This is a genomic window from Micromonospora sp. D93, assembly GCF_018070365.1.
Classification (GTDB): domain Bacteria; phylum Actinomycetota; class Actinomycetes; order Mycobacteriales; family Micromonosporaceae; genus Micromonospora; species Micromonospora ureilytica.
In genome coordinates this window covers 99,662-115,862 of record NZ_JAGPXW010000014.1, presented here as the reverse complement: position 1 = coordinate 115,862, position 16,201 = coordinate 99,662, and the positions used below count along the sequence as shown (strand labels likewise).

Genomic DNA, 16,201 nt, shown 5'->3' with positions numbered 1-16,201 from the left:
TATCCTGCGCCGGTGGAGGTCGGGGCGCAGGGCGAGCGGTTGGCCGCGGACCTGGGTCGGTGGCTGACCGAGGTGACCTTCGTCGACCTGGACACCGACGAGGTCACCGCGCGGGTGATCGATTCGGTGGTGCGGTGGGCCGAGGCCCAGGGTTGGCGGGTCTACCGGCGTGCGCCCAGCGTGTTGCCGTTGCCGCCGCCGTTGGAGCAGCGGCATTCGGTTCTCGACGTGGCGTGCGCCCGCCCCGACGGTCCGCCCGTCGTGGTGGAGGTCGACCACACCGACCGGGCACGGACGGTGCAGAAGTTGCGTGCGGAGGCGGACGCCGGCCGGATCCCGATCTGGGTGCGGTGGGGCGTCGGGCGTTTCACAGCGCCGCCCCCGCCGGTGCGGATGGTGACCGTCGAGGTGACCCGGCGGGCCGGGCCGGCCGGGCTTGGGCGTCTGCACAGCCGCGGCGGTGACCGCCCCGCCCCGGCCCACTCGACCGGTGGCGGCACGGTGACCCCGCAGGCGCTGCCGATCCCGTCGACCGACCCGCCCGAGGACCCGGGTAAGGGCACCTGAAGCGAACCGTAAGTGGGCTCCGGCAGAGTTCTGGGTGTCACCGGAGAGCACGACCGACACCCAGGAGATCCCGATGCGCAAGCTCATCAACTCGACCTACATCACCCTCGACGGCGTCATCGAGAACCCGATGTGGACCGGGCCGTACTTCGACGAGGAGGCCATGAGCCTCGCCGGCGAGCAGACCAACGAGGCCGACGCGATGCTGATGGGCCGGGCCACCTACGACGGCTTTTCCTCCGTCTGGCCGAACATGGACGAGAGCGACCCGACCACTGGCGCCGCGTACTTCAACAACGTCAAGAAGTACGTCGCCTCGACCACCCTGACCAACCCCACCTGGAACAACACGGAGGTGCTCCAGGGTGATCTGGTCGAGGCGGTCACCGCGCTCAAGGCCCAGGAGGGCAAGAACATCATCCAGTACGGCTTCGGCTCGGTCACCGCCCAGCTGATCCGGGCGGGCCTGGTGGACGAGGTCCGGTTCTGGATCCACCCGGTGCTGGAGGGCGGCCCCAGCGTCACCGCGGCACTGACCGACGTCAAGGCGTCGTTCGACCTGGTCGACACCCGGGTGCACAAGAGCGGCGTGATCGTCGCCTCGTACCGGCCGAAGACGACGGCCTGACCAGAGATCAGAGCTGAGCCCGGGCCTCGCTCGGGCTCAGCTGCGCGCCCTCGGCGAGCAACGCGTCGAAGCGCTCCGGCCCGAGTTCGGCCCGCAGGCGTGCGGTCACCCGGTCGGTGTCGTCGCGTTCGGCCGGCGCGGCGGGGGACTTCGTGGCGAGCCGGGCGGCGGCCGCGGCGCCCAGCAGCCGGACGGCGTCCTCGGGGGAGCGCACCGCCGACGCCATCCCCTCCAGCGGGCCGACCGCGTCGCGCATCGTCGCCATCGCCTCGGCGGCCTCGAACGCCTCGACATGCAGGGCCAACGCGGCGTCCGGGTCGCCGCCCAACTCGACCGCGTAGCCCAGCTCCACCAGGATCATCGGCAGGTAGAGCGCGGGTTGGCTCTCACTCCGGCCCAGGTCGGCGAGGCGGCTGAGGTGGGTGACGGCCAGGTCGAGCTTGCCGTCGCGGCGGGCGGCCAACCCAAGGCTCATCTCCGCGAAGATCAGCGCACCGGGCGAGCCCTGCTCCACCGCCAGGTCGTACGCGCGTTCGGCCAGTTCCCGACCCTGCGCGTAGTCGCGGGTCTGCACGGCGAGCCAGGCCAGCCAGGACAGCTCGGCGCAGACCTGCGGCCACAGCGCCAACTCCTCGGCCCAGCGCAGCCCCTCCCGGTGCAGCGCGGCGGCGCGTTCGTGCTCACCGCGCATGTCGGCCAGCCCGCCGACCCACTCGGTCGCGCGGAGCCGACCCCACCGGTCGCCGAGGTCGGCGAAGAGCGCGGCGCTGCGGGTCGCGGTGCGTTCCAGGGTGGCCTGGTCGCCGTTGGCGTGTGCGAGGTGGGCCAGGGAGGTGAGCACCGCGGCCTCGGTCCACGGGTCGGCGGCGCCGGTGGGCAGCAGCTCCGACGCCAGGGCCAGGTCGCCGTGCTCGATGACCGCGTTGGCCGCGAACCACGCGGCGTGGCCGGCCGGGTCGGCGACCACGGCGGCGCGCACGTCGTCAGGTGCGACCGCCGCACCCTGCGACAGGGCGAAGCCCACCCGCCAGGGGGCTGCGCGGGCCTCCTGCTCCGGGTCGCCGGGCACGGCCAGCGCTCGCCGCGCCTCGGTGAGCCGGCCGCGCAGGAACCAGTACCAGCTCAGCGCGACCGCCAGGCGCAGCCCGCCACCATGTGCCAGCGCCGACCGCAGGTTCGCCAGCTCGGCGTCGAGCAGCGCCAGCCAACGTTGCTGGTCGGCCCCGCGCAGCGCGGGGTCGGCGCGTTCGGCCAGCTCGGTGTAGTAGGCGGCGTGCCGCGCGCGCACCTCGTCGGCGTCGGTGAGCCGTTCCAGGCAAAACGCGGCCACCGACTCGAGAAGCCGGTAGCGGGGGGCCGCGCCGGAGTCGTCGAGCACCACAAGCGACCGGTCCACCAGCCGGGCGAGGGCGTCCAGGTCGGTTCGGCAGACCTGTTCGGCGGCCTCCGGGGTGCAGCCGTCCGGGAACACCGCCAGTTGGGCGAGCACCACGCGGTCGGGCTCGTCCAGGAGGTCCCAGCTCCAGCCGATCACCGCGGTCAGCGTCCGCTGCCGGGGTGGCACGTCCCGCTGCGCGGTGGTGAGCAGCCGGAACCGGTCGTCGAGCCGGTCCACCACCCCGCGTACGCCCAGCGCGCGGACCCGGGTCGCGGCCAGCTCCAGCGCCAGCGGCAGACCGTCGAGCCGGCGGCACAGCTGGGCGACAGCAGTCGCGGTCTGCCGGTCGAGGTGGAAACCGCGCTGCTGCGCGGCGGCGCGGGCGACGAACAACCGGGCCGCCGCCGAGCGCCGGACCGCGTCCAGGTCACCGTCGTCCGGCACCGGCAGTGGGGGTACCTCCCAGAGCAGCTCACCGGTCAGCCCGAGTGGCTCCCTGCTGGTGGCCAGCACGCTCACCCCGGGCACGTCGCGCAGCAGCCGGGAGACCAGCGCGGCGACCGGTTCGATGACGTGTTCGCAGTTGTCCAGCACGAGCAGCAGCTGCCGGTGCCGCAGGGCCGTGACCACCCGGTCGGCGGGGGACAGCGTCGTTCCGGCGGCCTCGTGGGCGCCCAGAGCGCCGAGCACCTGTTCGGCGACGGGCGCGTCACCGGCCGGGAGCGGGGCCAGCTCGATCAGCTGGACGCCGTCCGGGTAGGACGCCGCGCGGGCCGTCTCGGTGGCCAGCCGGGTCTTGCCGACGCCACCCGGCCCGACAAGCGTGACCAGCCGCTGCCGGGGCAGCAGCGCCCGTAGCTCGGCCAGCGCGTCGGCCCGCCCGATCAACTCGTCGAGCGGGGCCGGCAGGCTGTTCCGGATGAACGCCGCCTTCGGCGGTGCGCTCAGGCCGGCGTCCTGTTCGAGGATCCTGCGGTGCAGGGCGACCAGCTCCGGGCCGGGGTCGAGGCCCAGGTCCTCGGCGAGCCGGGCCCGCAGGTCGGCGTAGCTGTCCAACGCCTCGGACTGGCGGCCGGCCGCGTACAACGCGCGCAACTGCACAGCCCGCAGACCCTCGCGCAACGGATGCTTGGCGACCAACTCGGCCAGGTCCGCGGCCACCAGATCGTGCTCACCCCGGGCCAGCCGGGCCTGCGCCAACCGCTCCTGGACGACGAGGCGCTGCTCGGCGAGGCGGGCCGCCTCGGCACGGACGAACTCGGCGTCGGCCACGTCGGCGTACGCCTCACCGCGCCACAACGCGAGCGCCTCGGTCAGCCGCTCGACGTCGGTGCACCGGGCCAACTCGTCGAAGCGACCGACGTCGACCGCGTCGACCCGCAGCAGGTAGCCGGGTGGTCGGGACTCGACCAGCTCACGGGCTCCGGGCTCGGCATCGTTGAGCGCCTTGCGCAGTTGCGACACCCGCACCTGGAGGGCGCCGGCCGGGTTCGCGGGGGCGTCGTCACCCCAGAGGTCGTCGATGAGGCGGTCCGCCGAGACCACCTGGTTGCGGTTGGCCAACAGGTCGGCCAGCAACGCCCGGACCTTCGTGCCGGGCACCACCACCGGCTCGCCGGCGTCCGTGGTCACGGCGAGCGGCCCGAGCACCCCGAACTGCACGGCGGTCATCCTAGTCGCGCTGAGCTGAGCCGCTGTCGCCCCGGAGCGCGTCCGCCGGACACCACGGCGTTCAGCAGGCCGACCGCAGCAGCGGCTCGGGCTCGGCGTCGCCGAGCAGCGCCCGGGCCTGCCGAGCCAGCAGGTGGTGCTGGGCCGCGTGGGCGAGTTGTTCGCCCATCCGGGCGTGCCGCGCCGCCTCCTGGTGCCGGTTGGCCGCCCGGTACGCGCCCGCCAGGCCGAGGTGCGCGTTGACCTCGCCCCGGCGGTAACCGATGTCCCGGCCCAGCCGCAACGCCTGATGCAGCAGCTCGAGCGCCGGTGCCGGGCCGTGCAGGCCGAGCGTGGCGGCACCGAGGGTGGCCAGGGCCTCCGCCTCGACCCGACGCCGACCGATCGCGCGGGCAATGGCCAGACACTCCTGGGCGAGCCCGTGCGCCTTGGCGTGGTAACCCAGGTCGACGTACGCGGCGGCGAGCTGGTCAAGATCGGTCGCGACGCCGTAGCGGTTGCCCACCTGGCGACGGAGCACCACGGCCCGGGTGAGGTGCAGCACCGCCAGGCCGGGCCGGCCGAGCGCGCGCATGCCGACGGCGAGGTTGTGCAGGACGTTGGCGATGTCGTTGAGCGGCTGCTCGGCGACGTCGAGGGACGTGTAACCCTCCATCGCCGCCTGCTGGGCCCGGACCGCGTCGTGTACGTGGCCCAGCTCCAACTGCACGACGCCGAGGTTGCCCAGGCAGCTCCACTCGGCGTGCCGGTTGCCCAGCTCGCGGTAGAGCCGCAGCGCCTGCGCGTAGCACTCGCCCGCCTCGGTCAGCTGGCCCTCCTCCCGGTGCACGATGCCCAGGTTGTTGAGAATGGACGCCTGCCCGGTGCGGTTACCCAGACGACGTTGGATGGTCAAAGCCGCCTGGAACCGCCGCCGCGCGTCGGCGTAGTCGGCCCGGCTGGCGCTCAACGTCGCCAGACTCGACTGCATCGCGGCCACCCCCGGGTCGTCGCCCTCGAGTTGGGCCTGAGCCAGACCCAGCTCGACGACCTCGCGCCATTCGCCGTGCGCCCCGGTCTCCTGGAGGTAGCCGCGCATCCGGTCGGCGAGGTGCCAGGCGATCTCACGTGGGCCGTGCTGCGCCACGTGCCGGATGGCGGTGAGCAGATTGGCGTACTCGGCGTGGAACCAGCTCGGCGACTCGGGTTGTGCGGCCCCCGCCGTGCGCCGGACCGAGCCGGCAGGTCGGGGGAGGAACGCCATCCGGGGGTAGTTGCGCCGCGCCAGCGCGTCGGCGATGGCCAGGTAACCGTGGAACAGCCGACCCAGGGCTTCGGCGCGCTGGTTGACGGTGTCCTCGTGCTGGGACTGCTCCGCCGCGTACAGGCGGATGAGGTCGTGGGTCACGAACCGACCGCCCCGGGCGGCGGGGCGGACCAGGTGGCTGCTGGTCAGGGTGCGCAGCATGGCGTCGGCCGTGGACCAGTCGACGTCCGCCAGCGCCGCGAGGTCCTCGGTGGTGAAGCAGTCGGTGGGGGTCGACCCGAGTAGTCGCAGCGCCCGCCGCTCGGCGCCGCCGAGCCGTTGATAGGACGGGGTGATCGCGGCGCGCAGCGCCACTCGGGGGTCGCCGGGCACCGAGAGGCCGCCGAGCCGGTCCCCCTCCCGCAGTCGCCGCACGTACGCGCGGGCGTCGTCCGGGCCGGTCGTGGCCAGGTTGGCCGCCGCGATCCGCAACGCCAGCGGGAGGTTTCCGCAGAGCGCGGCAAGGTCGTGGACCACATCCGGCGCCACAGTGAACCCGTGATCCTGGAACACCGCGATGAGCAGGTCGGCGGCGGCCTCCGGGCTGAGTGGGTCCAGACCGACGGCCCGCCCACCGTGCAGCGCCACCAGCGCGCCGAGCGTGCTGCGGCTGGTCACGATCACCGCGCAGCCGCCGGCGCCCGGCAGCAGCGGCTCGACCTGCTCCGCCGAGGCGGCGTCGTCCAGGACGATGAGGACGCGGCGACCGGCGAGCGCTGCCCGTAACGCGGCGGCACGGGCGTCGGCGGTGGCGGGTTGGGCCGCTGGGGGCACGCCCGAGTGGGTGAGCAGCTCGGACAGGAGGTCGAAGGGGCGAGCCTGATTCTTGTGCTGGCCGCGCAGCCGCGCGTACCACTGGCCGTCGGGGAACTCGTCTGCGAGTTGGTGACCCAGGTGAACGGCGAGGGCGGTCTTGCCGATGCCCGGAGCGCCCGACACGGACACCAGGGGCAGGCGTCCCTCGCTGGCGGCGGCGGCGATGGAGCGCCGGATGGCCTCGACTGTCGCGACCCGACCGTGCAGCACGCCGATATCGGCCGGGAGCAACGACATCGGTGGCACCGCGGGGGTGGCCGTGGCCGCCGCCGGAGGTGGTCGCCAGCTCAGCGCGGGGTCGGCGCGGAGCACGCCGTCGCGCAGCTCCCGCACCGCCGGCCCGGGGTCGACGCCCAACTCCTCGGCGAGGATCGTGGCGAGCCGGTGGAAGGCGTCGAGGGCTTCGGCCTGCCGTCCGTCGCGGTACAGCGCGAGCATCAACTGCGCCCACAGCCGCTCGCGCAGCGGGCTGCGCCGGGTCGCCCGGCGCAGCCCAGCGACGATCTCGGCGTGCCGGCCGAGGGTCAGCTCGGTGTCGAAGTAGACCTCGAAGGCGCGCACCCACCGCTCGCTCAGCGCCGGCACGTCCTCGCGGTGCAGCACCTCGGAGTCGACGTCCGTCAACGGCTCGCCGCGCCACAGCGCCAGGGCTTCCCGGAGCAGGTCGGCTCGGAGTTGTGGGTCGGCGGTGACGCTGGCCGCCACGAGCGCGTCGAAGCGGGAGAGGTCGAGGGCGGCCGGCGGCAGCTCCAGGAGGTAACCGCTGGCGCGCGTCGCGATCAGCTCGCCCGGAGGGCCCTCGATGGTCAGGGTGCTGCGCAGCCGCCGGACCAGCGAGTGCAGCGCGGCTCGCGCGTGGGTGGGTGCCCCGGTGCCCCAGACGCGATCGACGAGCGCGGCGACGCTTACCGTCTCACCCCGGTTGAGCAGCAGTGTGGCCAGCAATGCCCGCTGGCGGTTGGCCGGGACGGGGATGGTGCGGCCGTGCCGGGAGACGCGCAGCGCGCCGAGCACGGCGAAATCCCACTCCACGGAAGCCCCCAGCGTCGGCCGACCGGACGCCTCGCGACGTCGACCGGCAGCGACGGTAACACGACGGTCCGACACGGCGGTGTGGGTTTTGACGCACGGTGACCGCCCAGCCGCAGGGTGCGTGACAGCGCGATGACAGCGCTTCGACGACGCCCGCTGCGACCGTTGCGCCGGCGACGAGGAGGAACACGTGACGCAGATGGAGTTCCGCATTCTGGGGCCGATCGAGGCCGTCCGTGCCGGTCAGTCGGTGCGGTTGGCCGGTCCACAGCAGCGCTCGGTGCTGGCCGCGTTGCTGCTCGCGCGCGGCCGGATGGTGTCGGTGGGCCGGCTGGTACGCCTGCTCTGGGCGGAGCAACCGCCGGTGACGGCCCGTACCCAGTTGCGCAAACGGGTCAGCGAGCTGCGCGCGTCGCTCGGCTCCGAGCGCATCCGGTCCTGGCGGGACGGGTACGCGATGCGCGTGGCACCGGGCGAGCTGGACCTCGACCGGTTCCTCGACGAGGTGCGGCGGGCCGCTGTGCTGGGCGACGCGGGCCGGCTGGCGGAGGCGTCAACCGCGTTGGGCGCGGGTCTCGGCTGGTGGCGCGGGCCGGCGCTGGCCGACGGCACCGACGAGCTGACCGCCGCGGAGGCGCCGCAACTGGAGGAGGCGCGGCTCGCCGCGATCGAGGAGCGGGTGGCCGTGCGGTTGGCGCTGGGCCACCACCCGCAGGTGATCGGGGAGTTGGTCACGTTGGTCCGGCGGCACCCGTACCGGGAGCGACTGCGCGGTCAGTTGATGCTGGCCCTGCACCACAGTGGACGTACGGCCGATGGGCTGGGGGTGTACCGGGACTGGCGGGCGGAGCTGTCGGCGCAGCTCGCCATCGAGCCGGGGCGGGAGCTGCGTGACCTGCACCGCGCGCTGCTCGGCGGGGATGTTTCCTGGTGAGCGCTGTGGTGCCGGGCGGGAGCATTGCGGCCCCCGCCCGGCTGGCCGTCATACGCAGGTGACCCACCAGTGGTGCGAGCTGATCTGGTTGTCGGCGGGGGTGCCGTCGTTGAACGCCTGGTAGCCGAGGGTGAAGTCGGCCCAGTAGTCGCCGCGCGACAGGCACATGCTGCCACCCGTGAGGAACGTCCCGGTACGCATCCGTACCGAGTCGTACTCGTCCGGGATCCCGTTGTTCCAGACCGACGTGGCGATGTTGTCGAAGCTGTAGTCGCCGCCGCAGTCCCACTGGCCGGTGGTGGCGGCGCCGCCCGGGTTGACCCAGTTGTTCGCGTTGCCCGCCCACGCGCACCAGCGGCCACCCCACCAGGCGTGCTCGTAGGCGTAGAAGTAGCCGTTGCCCGCCGCCGCGGCCCGCGCCCCGTCCAGCGGGGTTCTCCGAGGTAGGTCGACCCGCTCGGCCCGGCCGTCGCGGTCGGACGGTGCGGCCTGGCTGGCCGCTCCGACCGCCCCCGGTTGCGCGGGGGATGCGGCCGCCGGTGCGCCGGCCAGCAGCGTGGCGAGCATCGCGCCCCCCGCCATGACCAGGTGGATACGTCTCATCTCATCCTCCTTCTCGCCGGGCGACCATCGCCTCGGCGTTCATTCGTGCTCGGCGGCGACCACGGCCCGGGCCCGGGGGAGCGCCCCCCGCTCCAGCCGGTTCCTGGTCGCCACGTCCTGGTGGTACGCCGCCGTCAGCTCGTCGCCGTGGCGGGCGTCCAGCGCCCGTGTCGTCGCGGCGAGGCCGTCCTGGGCACACCGCGCCTCGGCGACCGCCGCGGCGATCTCGTCCGTCCGCCCTCTGGGGCCGACGCTCTCCCGCAGCCGGTCGGGGGTGTCCGCGGTGTAGCCGTGTTGCCGCAGGCACCGTGCCCACGGCCGGAGCGCGGTCGTCCAGGCGGGATCGGCGAGGACCCGCCGCTGCCGCAGGTACGTCAGGTCGACGACCACCTTGCTCGACCGGTACCACTCGGCCAGGTCGTCGTAGAGCCGGCGCTGCGCCTCGGACGTGCATCCCTCGGCGCTGCGCCGCATCACGCCGCCGGAGGGGAGCCGCGCCTCCAGTCCCTCCGGGCGGGCGCCGTTGAGCGCGGCCAGGTACGCCTCCCGGCGCTCGGGGGACAGGCCGCTGACGTAGCGCTGGTTGCTGTTGGCGCGCCGGCGGGCGTCGACCGCCTCCACCAGGTCCGAGCCGAAACCGTGTCTGCGCGCCCACGCGACGTCGTCGACGACGTACGGGAAGGAGAGCAGTTCGTCTGCTGGTGGCGGTGTGCCCAGCCACATCCGGAATCCGGCGCGGATCATGCAGTCCCGGGTGAGCAGTGACTCGGCGCGGATGAGGATCTGCCGATCCTCGGGCCCGACGGGTCGGGCCGGGACCGGGTCGGCCGACGGTGTGCTTGTCGACGCTGTTCCGGCCGACGTCGAGCCGGGCCGGGCACCGGCGATGGACGACGCGGCCAGCGACAGTGCCACGGCGAGGGTGACGATGACGACGATCGCCCGCCGTCCGGGCCGGAGCGCTCCGGGTGTTCCGCGTACTCGCATGAGCCGAGCAGACCAGCGCGGTGTTCCCTTTTCGTACCGTCGCCGTACCGCGAGCGCCTCGCCCGCCAACATTCGCGGTGCGGCGCTCGTGGCGTGCGGACGGATTAACGGGTAGAAACATGTCAACCCCTTCCGGCCCGGCCCAACCTCCGGACGCAAGGGCCAGAGAGCGCTCTCACCGCCCCCAGCTGCGCCGGGAAGACGTCCGGCCAGCGGAGAGGACGAACCACATGACAGCCCCGTCCCCAGCCGTGCGCCGGAGATCCGGTCGCACCCTCCTGCTCGCCCTGGTGTTGACCACCGCCACCACGATGACCAGCACGGCAGCCTTGGCCGGCCGCCCGACGCACGGCGCCCCCGACTTCGGCCCGAACGTGACGATCTTCGACCCGTCCATGCCGGTCGGCGAGATCCAGCAGACCCTCGACGCGGCGCACGCCCGGCAGGTCGACAACGAGATGGGCACCGAGCGGCACGCCTACCTGTTCAAGCCGGGTACGTACGGCACGGCCGGGCAGCCGTTGCAGGCCAAGGTCGGCTACTACACCGAGGTGTCCGGCCTGGGCGCCTCGCCCACCGACGTCACCATCAACGGGAAACTCGAGGTCTACAACCGCTGCCTCGCCGACGGCGGCACCGGCAACTGCCTCGCGCTCGTCAACTTCTGGCGCACCCTGTCCAACCTCTCGCTCACCATCAACGCCGCCGGCCAGGACGACTGCCGGTCGTCGGCGAACTTCTGGGCGGTCTCCCAGGCGGTGTCGATGCGCCGGCTGAACATCGGCGGCGGCGGTCTGTCGCTGATGGACTACTGCACCGCCGGCCCGCAGTACGCCAGCGGCGGGTTCATCGCCGACTCACGGCTGCCGGCCACGACGAACGGTTCGCAGCAACAGTGGCTGACCCGCAACAGCGAGGTCGGCAGCTGGTCCAACGCGGTGTGGAACCAGGTGTTCGCGGGGGTCGAGGGCGCGCCGGACGACGCCACGTTCCCCGACCCGCCGTACACCACACTGGAGACCACCCCGCTCAGCCGGGAGAAGCCCTACCTCTTCGTCGACGGCAAGGGTCGCTACCAGGTACGGGTGCCCGCCGCCCAGCGTGACAGCCGGGGCGTCTCCTGGGCCGACGGAATGACGCCGGGGCGGACCATCGGGATCGACGACTTCTTCGTCGCCAAGCCGTCCGACTCGGTGCGGGTCATCAACAGCCAGCTCGCCCGCGGCAAGCACCTGCTGCTCACGCCCGGCACGTACGACATCGCGCGCAGCATCGAGATCCGGCGTCCGGGCACTGTGGTGCTCGGGATCGGGCACGCCACCCTCACCGCCGTGAACGGCGCGATCCCGCTGGACGTGGCCGGTGTGCCGGGGGTGATCGTCGCCGGTGTCACGATCGACGCCGGCCTCGTCGAGTCGCCGGTCCTGCTGCGGGTCGGACGCCAGCACGGCCACAACGCGAGCAGCCCGCACAACCCGACCACGCTCTCCGACGTGTACTTCCGGGTCGGCGGCCCGCACATCGGGCGGACGAACACTGCCCTGGAGGTCAACAGCGACAACGTGCTCATCGACCACACCTGGGTGTGGCGCGGCGATCACGGAGTCGAGGGCTTCACCGAGGGCGTCAACGGTGACACCGACCGCTGGCGCACCAACACCGGTCGCTACGGCGCCATCATCAACGGCGACCACGTGACCGCGACCGGCCTGTTCGTCGAGCACTTCCAGCGCTACAACACGGTCTGGAACGGGGAGCACGGCACCACGATCCTCTACCAGAACGAGCTGCCGTACGACCCGCCGACGCAGGCCGACTGGATGAACGGCCCGGTCGAGGGCTGGGCCGGGTACAAGGTCGATGACCGGGTGCGTCACCACACCCTCTACGGCGGCGGGGTGTACGTGTTCAACCAGAACAACCCGTCGATCCACACCGAGAACGGCTTCGAGGTCCCGAACCGCCCGGGTGTGCGGCTGCACCACATCATGACCGTCAACCTCAGCGCCGGCACGATCGACCATGTGGTCAACGGCGTCGGCGACGCCGCCGACATGACCAAGGTCGGCGTTCCGGTCTACCTGGCCCGGTACCCGACCCCGTAGCGACCGACGGTGCCGGAGCCCGCGTCGGCTCCGGCACCGTCGTCGGTGGCGCTAGCTATGGGGAATCCGCGTCGACTGTGAAGGCCGTTGGCGGGCGCGGTGTCGTGGACGGCGCCGCGCGGTCGTCTCGACCCCCAGCCGGTGGCGCACGGCCAGCGCCGCGCCGCCAACGGCAAGCAGCAGCACGTTCACCGCGAGGTAGCCGCGGACGTCACCGCCGCTGAGCAGGGCGCCGCCGATGATGCCGACCGGAAGCACGGCCCAGGGGCCAGAGCAGGAACGCACCGGCACACAGCACCGCGACGGCGGCGGTCAGGCCGACCGCCCCGGGCAGGAGGCTGAGCACGGTCACCACCGCGCCCAGCCCGGTGCCGGCGAGCACCAGCAGCGGAGCGCCCAGCGCGACACCGCCGGGCCGTCGCGACGGCGAACCCGGAGTCTCTCCCAAGGCGCCGTCCTCCCTCGTGGTCAGCTGCTCCCAGTGGCGTGCCGACGAGCACCCCCCCGGGAGCAAATTACTAGCGACAAAGGACCAAATAGTGCAAAAGGGATAAAAACGCTTCGTACCAAACTAAACTTCAGATATGTCCGTTACCACCATCGGTGTCGACTCGCCGACGGACCTGTTGCCCCGGCGCGTTCTGGTGACCGGAGGCGCCGGCTTCATCGGCAGTCACGTGGTCGCCCGGCTGATGCTGATGGGCTGTGAGGTCCGGGTGCTCGACAACTTCTCCACCGGCCGGATCGAGAACCTGGCCGACGCCGTGTCCGGCGGGTTGACCGAGGCGGACATCGTCTCGGGTGACATCCGTACGCCGGAGGGTGTCGAGGTCATCCACGAGTGGCAGCCGGACGTGGTGGTGCACCTCGCCGCGCAGCCGAGCGTTCCCACGGCGCATCGTTCACCCCTGTACGACGCCGACGTGAACGTGTTCGGCACCGTCAACGTGCTGGACGCCTGCGCCCGCGGCGGCGTACGGCTGGTCATCAACGCGACAAGCAGCGACATCTTCGGCAGCGTCGCCGCCGACGAGTTGCCGGTCCGCGAGGACCATCCGATCGCACCGGTGAGCCCGTACGGCGTCAGCAAGGCCGTCGGCGTGCACTACCTCGACTGGTACGGGCGTCAGCACGGCCTGTCGTACACCTCGATGGTTTTCGGAAATGTCTACGGGCCTCGGCAGGAGGGCGGCGACTGCGGTGTGGTGTCCCTGATGGCCGATGCGCTGCTCGGGGGCCGGCAGGCGGTGATCCACGACGACGGTGCGCAGACCCGGGACTTCATCTACGTCAGCGATGTCGCCGAGGCCATCGCGGTCGCCTGTCACCACAACGGGGTAGGGATGGTCAACATCGCCTCGGGTCGGCAGACGAGCGTCAACGAGGTGTACGACACGGTCCGGCAGGCGTCCGGCGTCGACAACGCGGCCCGTTACGAGCCGCTGCCCTGGCCGGACGAGGTGCGCAACATGGCTCTGGACACCACGAAGGCGCGCGAGCTGCTCGGGTGGTATCCCAAGGTCAGCTTCACCGAGGGCGTACGGCTGACGGTGCGCGACGCTCGCCGCCGCCAGGCCGGCAGCCAGCTCCTGTCCCCGGTGCGGGCGCTGGAGCGCGCCATCAACCACTGACAGTCCAACGTGTAATTCCCGTCATCTGATCCGGAATTTCATCGAACAGTCTAACTCTTGCGGGCCGGCATCCACTGCTGCCACGATGGCCGTCAATGCCTTCCGTCCCGAAGGAGTGGTCGTCATGGCGGTCTCCCGCCGCAGGTTCGTCACATCGGTGCTGGCCGGGTCCGCCCTCGCCACCGCCTCCACCACCGAGCTGCTCACCACCCTGGCCAGCCCCGCGCACGCCGCCAGTCCCCCCGGGGACGTGGTCGGCAAGGTGACGGTCGGCTACCAGGGCTGGTTCAGCGCACCCGGCGACGGGGCGCCGATCGGCGGCTGGTGGCACTGGGGCCGCGACCGGTTCCAGCCGCCCTCACCCGCCAACACCACGATCGTGTCCTGGCCGGACATGCGCGAATACACCCGCACCTACCCCACCGCGTACCCCAACCTGGGCAACGGCCAGCCGGCCACCCTCTTCTCCTCGTACGACCAGCAGACGGTCGACACCCACTTCCGCTGGATGCAGGAGAACGGCTGCGACACCGCCGCGCTGCAACGGTTCAACCCGATGGGCGACGAGGGCCCGACCCGCGACGCGATGACCCAGAAGGTGCGCTCCGCCGCCGAACGGTACAACCGCAAGTTCTACATCATGTACGACGTCACCGACTGGCTGACCTTCCAGTCGGAGATCAAGACCGACTGGACGACGAAGATGGCGGCGCACACCGCGTCGTCCGCGTACGCCCGGCAGAACGGCAAACCGGTCGTCTGCATCTGGGGGTTCGGCTTCAGCGAGTCCAGCCGTCCCTTCACCCCGGGGCCCTGCCTGGAGGTCATCAACTGGTTCAAGGCGCAGGGCTGCTACGTCATCGGTGGCGTACCCACCTGGTGGCGGCAGGGCATCGAGGACTCCCGCCCCGGCTTCCTCGACGTCTACCACGCGTTCCACGCGATCTCGCCGTGGATGGTCTACCGGGCCCGGACGGTGGAAGAGCTGGACTCGTACTACAACAACGTCAACGTCGGCGACATGGCCGACTGCGCGGCGCGCGGCATCGACTACCTGCCCTGCGTGATGCCCGGCGACCTCGCCGGTGGTCACCGCAAGCACGGCGACTTCTACTGGCGGCACATCTACAACATGGTCCGGCTCGGCTCCCAGGGCCTGTACGTGTCCATGTTCGACGAGTACAACGAGGGCAACCAGATCGCCAAGACGTCCGAAACCCAGGCCACCACCCCGGCCGGCGCGAACATCCGCGCACTGGACGAGGACGGCGTCGCCTGCTCCTCCGACTACTACCTGCGAATCACCGCCGACGGCGGCCGGATGCTCAAGGGGCAACTCGCACTCACCGCCGTACGCCCCACGCCACCGATGGTCGGCACCCCACCCCCGACCGGCGGGAACCTGGCCGCCGGCCGGCCCACCTCGGCAAGCAGCCAGGGCAGCGGGTTCCCGGCGTCGAACGCGGTGGACTCGAACACCGGTAGCTACTGGGAGAGCGGCGGCGGCTCCTTCCCGCACTGGTGGCAGGTCGACCTCGGCGCCAGCCACCAGGTCAACAAGCTCGTCGTGCGGCTGCCCACCGGTTGGGGCGCGCGTACCCAGACCATCACCGTGCAGGGCAGCGTCGACGGCAGCTCCTTCGCCACCATCGCCGCGGCCTCCGCGTTCACCTTCGACCCGGCGACCGGCAACACGGTGACGCGCACGCTGACGACCACCACGGCCCGCTACGTCCGGCTCAGCATCGCCGGCAACACCGGCTGGGCGGCGGGCCAGCTCGCCCAGGTCGAGGTGTACGCCGGCAGCACCGTCCCGGACAACCCGCCGAGCACCCCGAGCGGCCTCACGGTGACCGGCAAGACGTCGACAAGCGTGTCGTTGGCGTGGACGGCCTCTACCGACGACACCGGGGTTACCGGCTACCAGGTGCGGCAGGGCGGCAATGTCGTCGCCACCGTCACGGGCACCACGGCGACGGTGAGCGGGCTCAGCCCGTCCACCGCGTACACCTTCACTGTCGTCGCCCGCGACGCTGGCGGGAACACCTCCAGCGCGTCCTCGGCGGTCACCGTCACCACTGACGCCGCGGCCAACGCGGACCTCGCCCGGGGTCGATCCACGTCGGAGAGCAGTCACGTCCAGAGCTACGGGTCGGGGAACGTGGTCGACGGTGACGCCAACAGTTACTGGGAGAGTGCCAACAGCGCGTTTCCGCAGTGGGTGCAGGTCGATCTGGGAGCCTCGCGGACCGTTGGGCGGGTGGTGCTGAAGCTGCCGCCGTCGTCGGCTTGGGGTAGCCGGACGCAGACGCTCGCTGTGCAGGGGAGCACTGATGGGGGGAGCTTCGGGACGCTTGTTGGATCGGCGGGGCGGACGTTCGACCCGGCTAGCGGCAACCAGGTGACGTTGACGTTTAGCGCGGCTCAGGCGCGCTACGTGCGGATCACCGTCACCGGGAACACTGGGTGGCCGGCCGGGCAGTTGTCGGCGCTGGAGGTCTACGCCAGTTGACCGAGGCTTGGGCGGCCGCCGGGGGAGCGGCGGCCGCCCCACCAGGAGGGCA

Annotated in this window: 11 protein-coding genes; 6 read left to right on the top strand and 5 right to left on the bottom strand. The window is 72.1% G+C overall.

Annotated elements, in window-relative coordinates:
* The first annotated feature begins 12 nt into the window (after nt 1-12).
* Both KBX71_RS17930 and KBX71_RS17925 read left to right on the top strand, forming a co-directional pair.
* The gene (locus KBX71_RS17930) at nt 13-567 is read left to right on the top strand and encodes a hypothetical protein (RefSeq protein ID WP_307847139.1); all 555 of its coding nucleotides are present in this window, start codon (nt 13-15) and stop codon (nt 565-567) included.
* 73 nt (nt 568-640) lie between these two features.
* Nucleotides 641-1,195 (top strand): dihydrofolate reductase family protein, encoded by a 555-nt coding sequence (locus tag KBX71_RS17925; protein ID WP_124817516.1) that lies wholly within the window; start codon nt 641-643, stop codon nt 1,193-1,195.
* Nucleotides 1,196-1,202: 7 nt separating this feature from the next.
* Here KBX71_RS17925 and KBX71_RS34420 read toward each other — a convergent pair whose 3' ends face one another.
* Nucleotides 1,203-4,244 carry a BTAD domain-containing putative transcriptional regulator gene (locus KBX71_RS34420; protein ID WP_305798230.1) on the bottom strand — a complete coding sequence of 1,014 codons (3,042 nt, stop codon included), beginning with the start codon at nt 4,242-4,244 and terminating at the stop codon, nt 1,203-1,205.
* Nucleotides 4,245-4,305: 61 nt separating this feature from the next.
* Nucleotides 4,306-7,377: a BTAD domain-containing putative transcriptional regulator gene (locus KBX71_RS17915; protein ID WP_210819144.1), complete on the bottom strand. Its 3,072-nt coding sequence runs from the start codon at nt 7,375-7,377 to the stop codon at nt 4,306-4,308.
* A gap of 199 nt (nt 7,378-7,576) precedes the next feature.
* Here KBX71_RS17915 and KBX71_RS17910 point away from each other — a divergent pair, with 199 nt between their 5' ends.
* Nucleotides 7,577-8,311, top strand: coding sequence for an AfsR/SARP family transcriptional regulator (locus KBX71_RS17910; RefSeq protein WP_247683677.1), 735 nt, complete (start codon nt 7,577-7,579; stop codon nt 8,309-8,311).
* Between the two features lie 48 nt (nt 8,312-8,359).
* On the opposite strand, the gene KBX71_RS17905 is transcribed toward KBX71_RS17910, so the two are convergent.
* Entirely contained in the window at nt 8,360-8,914 is a 555-nt protein-coding gene (locus KBX71_RS17905) for a hypothetical protein (RefSeq protein WP_210819142.1), read from the bottom strand.
* A 39-nt stretch (nt 8,915-8,953) separates the two neighbouring features.
* Nucleotides 8,954-9,901, bottom strand: coding sequence for a hypothetical protein (locus KBX71_RS17900; protein ID WP_210819141.1), 948 nt, complete (start codon nt 9,899-9,901; stop codon nt 8,954-8,956).
* Between the two features lie 230 nt (nt 9,902-10,131).
* Between KBX71_RS17900 and KBX71_RS17895 the strand changes: the two genes are divergently transcribed.
* Nucleotides 10,132-12,006 carry an adenylyl cyclase gene (locus KBX71_RS17895; protein ID WP_210819140.1) on the top strand — a complete coding sequence of 625 codons (1,875 nt, stop codon included), beginning with the start codon at nt 10,132-10,134 and terminating at the stop codon, nt 12,004-12,006.
* 211 nt (nt 12,007-12,217) lie between these two features.
* Here the strand turns inward: KBX71_RS17895 and KBX71_RS17890 are convergent, their stop codons facing one another.
* Nucleotides 12,218-12,454: a hypothetical protein gene (locus KBX71_RS17890; protein WP_210819139.1), complete on the bottom strand. Its 237-nt coding sequence runs from the start codon at nt 12,452-12,454 to the stop codon at nt 12,218-12,220.
* Nucleotides 12,455-12,590: 136 nt separating this feature from the next.
* Here KBX71_RS17890 and KBX71_RS17885 point away from each other — a divergent pair, with 136 nt between their 5' ends.
* Both KBX71_RS17885 and KBX71_RS17880 read left to right on the top strand, forming a co-directional pair.
* Complete coding sequence (locus tag KBX71_RS17885) at nt 12,591-13,637, top strand: GDP-mannose 4,6-dehydratase (RefSeq protein ID WP_210819138.1); 1,047 nt, start codon at nt 12,591-12,593, stop codon at nt 13,635-13,637.
* A 124-nt stretch (nt 13,638-13,761) separates the two neighbouring features.
* Nucleotides 13,762-16,149, top strand: coding sequence for a discoidin domain-containing protein (locus tag KBX71_RS17880; RefSeq protein ID WP_210819137.1), 2,388 nt, complete (start codon nt 13,762-13,764; stop codon nt 16,147-16,149).
* The last annotated feature ends 52 nt before the right edge of the window (nt 16,150-16,201 follow it).

Coding starts and splice junctions, on each gene's coding strand:
- KBX71_RS17925 (WP_124817516.1), top strand. CDS start 641: ATGCGCAAGCTCATCAACTCGACCTACATCACCCTCGACGGCGTCATC.
- KBX71_RS34420 (WP_305798230.1), bottom strand. CDS start 4,244: ATGACCGCCGTGCAGTTCGGGGTGCTCGGGCCGCTCGCCGTGACCACG.
- KBX71_RS17895 (WP_210819140.1), top strand. CDS start 10,132: ATGACAGCCCCGTCCCCAGCCGTGCGCCGGAGATCCGGTCGCACCCTC.
- KBX71_RS17885 (WP_210819138.1), top strand. CDS start 12,591: ATGTCCGTTACCACCATCGGTGTCGACTCGCCGACGGACCTGTTGCCC.
- KBX71_RS17880 (WP_210819137.1), top strand. CDS start 13,762: ATGGCGGTCTCCCGCCGCAGGTTCGTCACATCGGTGCTGGCCGGGTCC.
- KBX71_RS17900 (WP_210819141.1), bottom strand. CDS start 9,901: ATGCGAGTACGCGGAACACCCGGAGCGCTCCGGCCCGGACGGCGGGCG.
- KBX71_RS17910 (WP_247683677.1), top strand. CDS start 7,577: ATGGAGTTCCGCATTCTGGGGCCGATCGAGGCCGTCCGTGCCGGTCAG.
- KBX71_RS17905 (WP_210819142.1), bottom strand. CDS start 8,914: ATGAGACGTATCCACCTGGTCATGGCGGGGGGCGCGATGCTCGCCACG.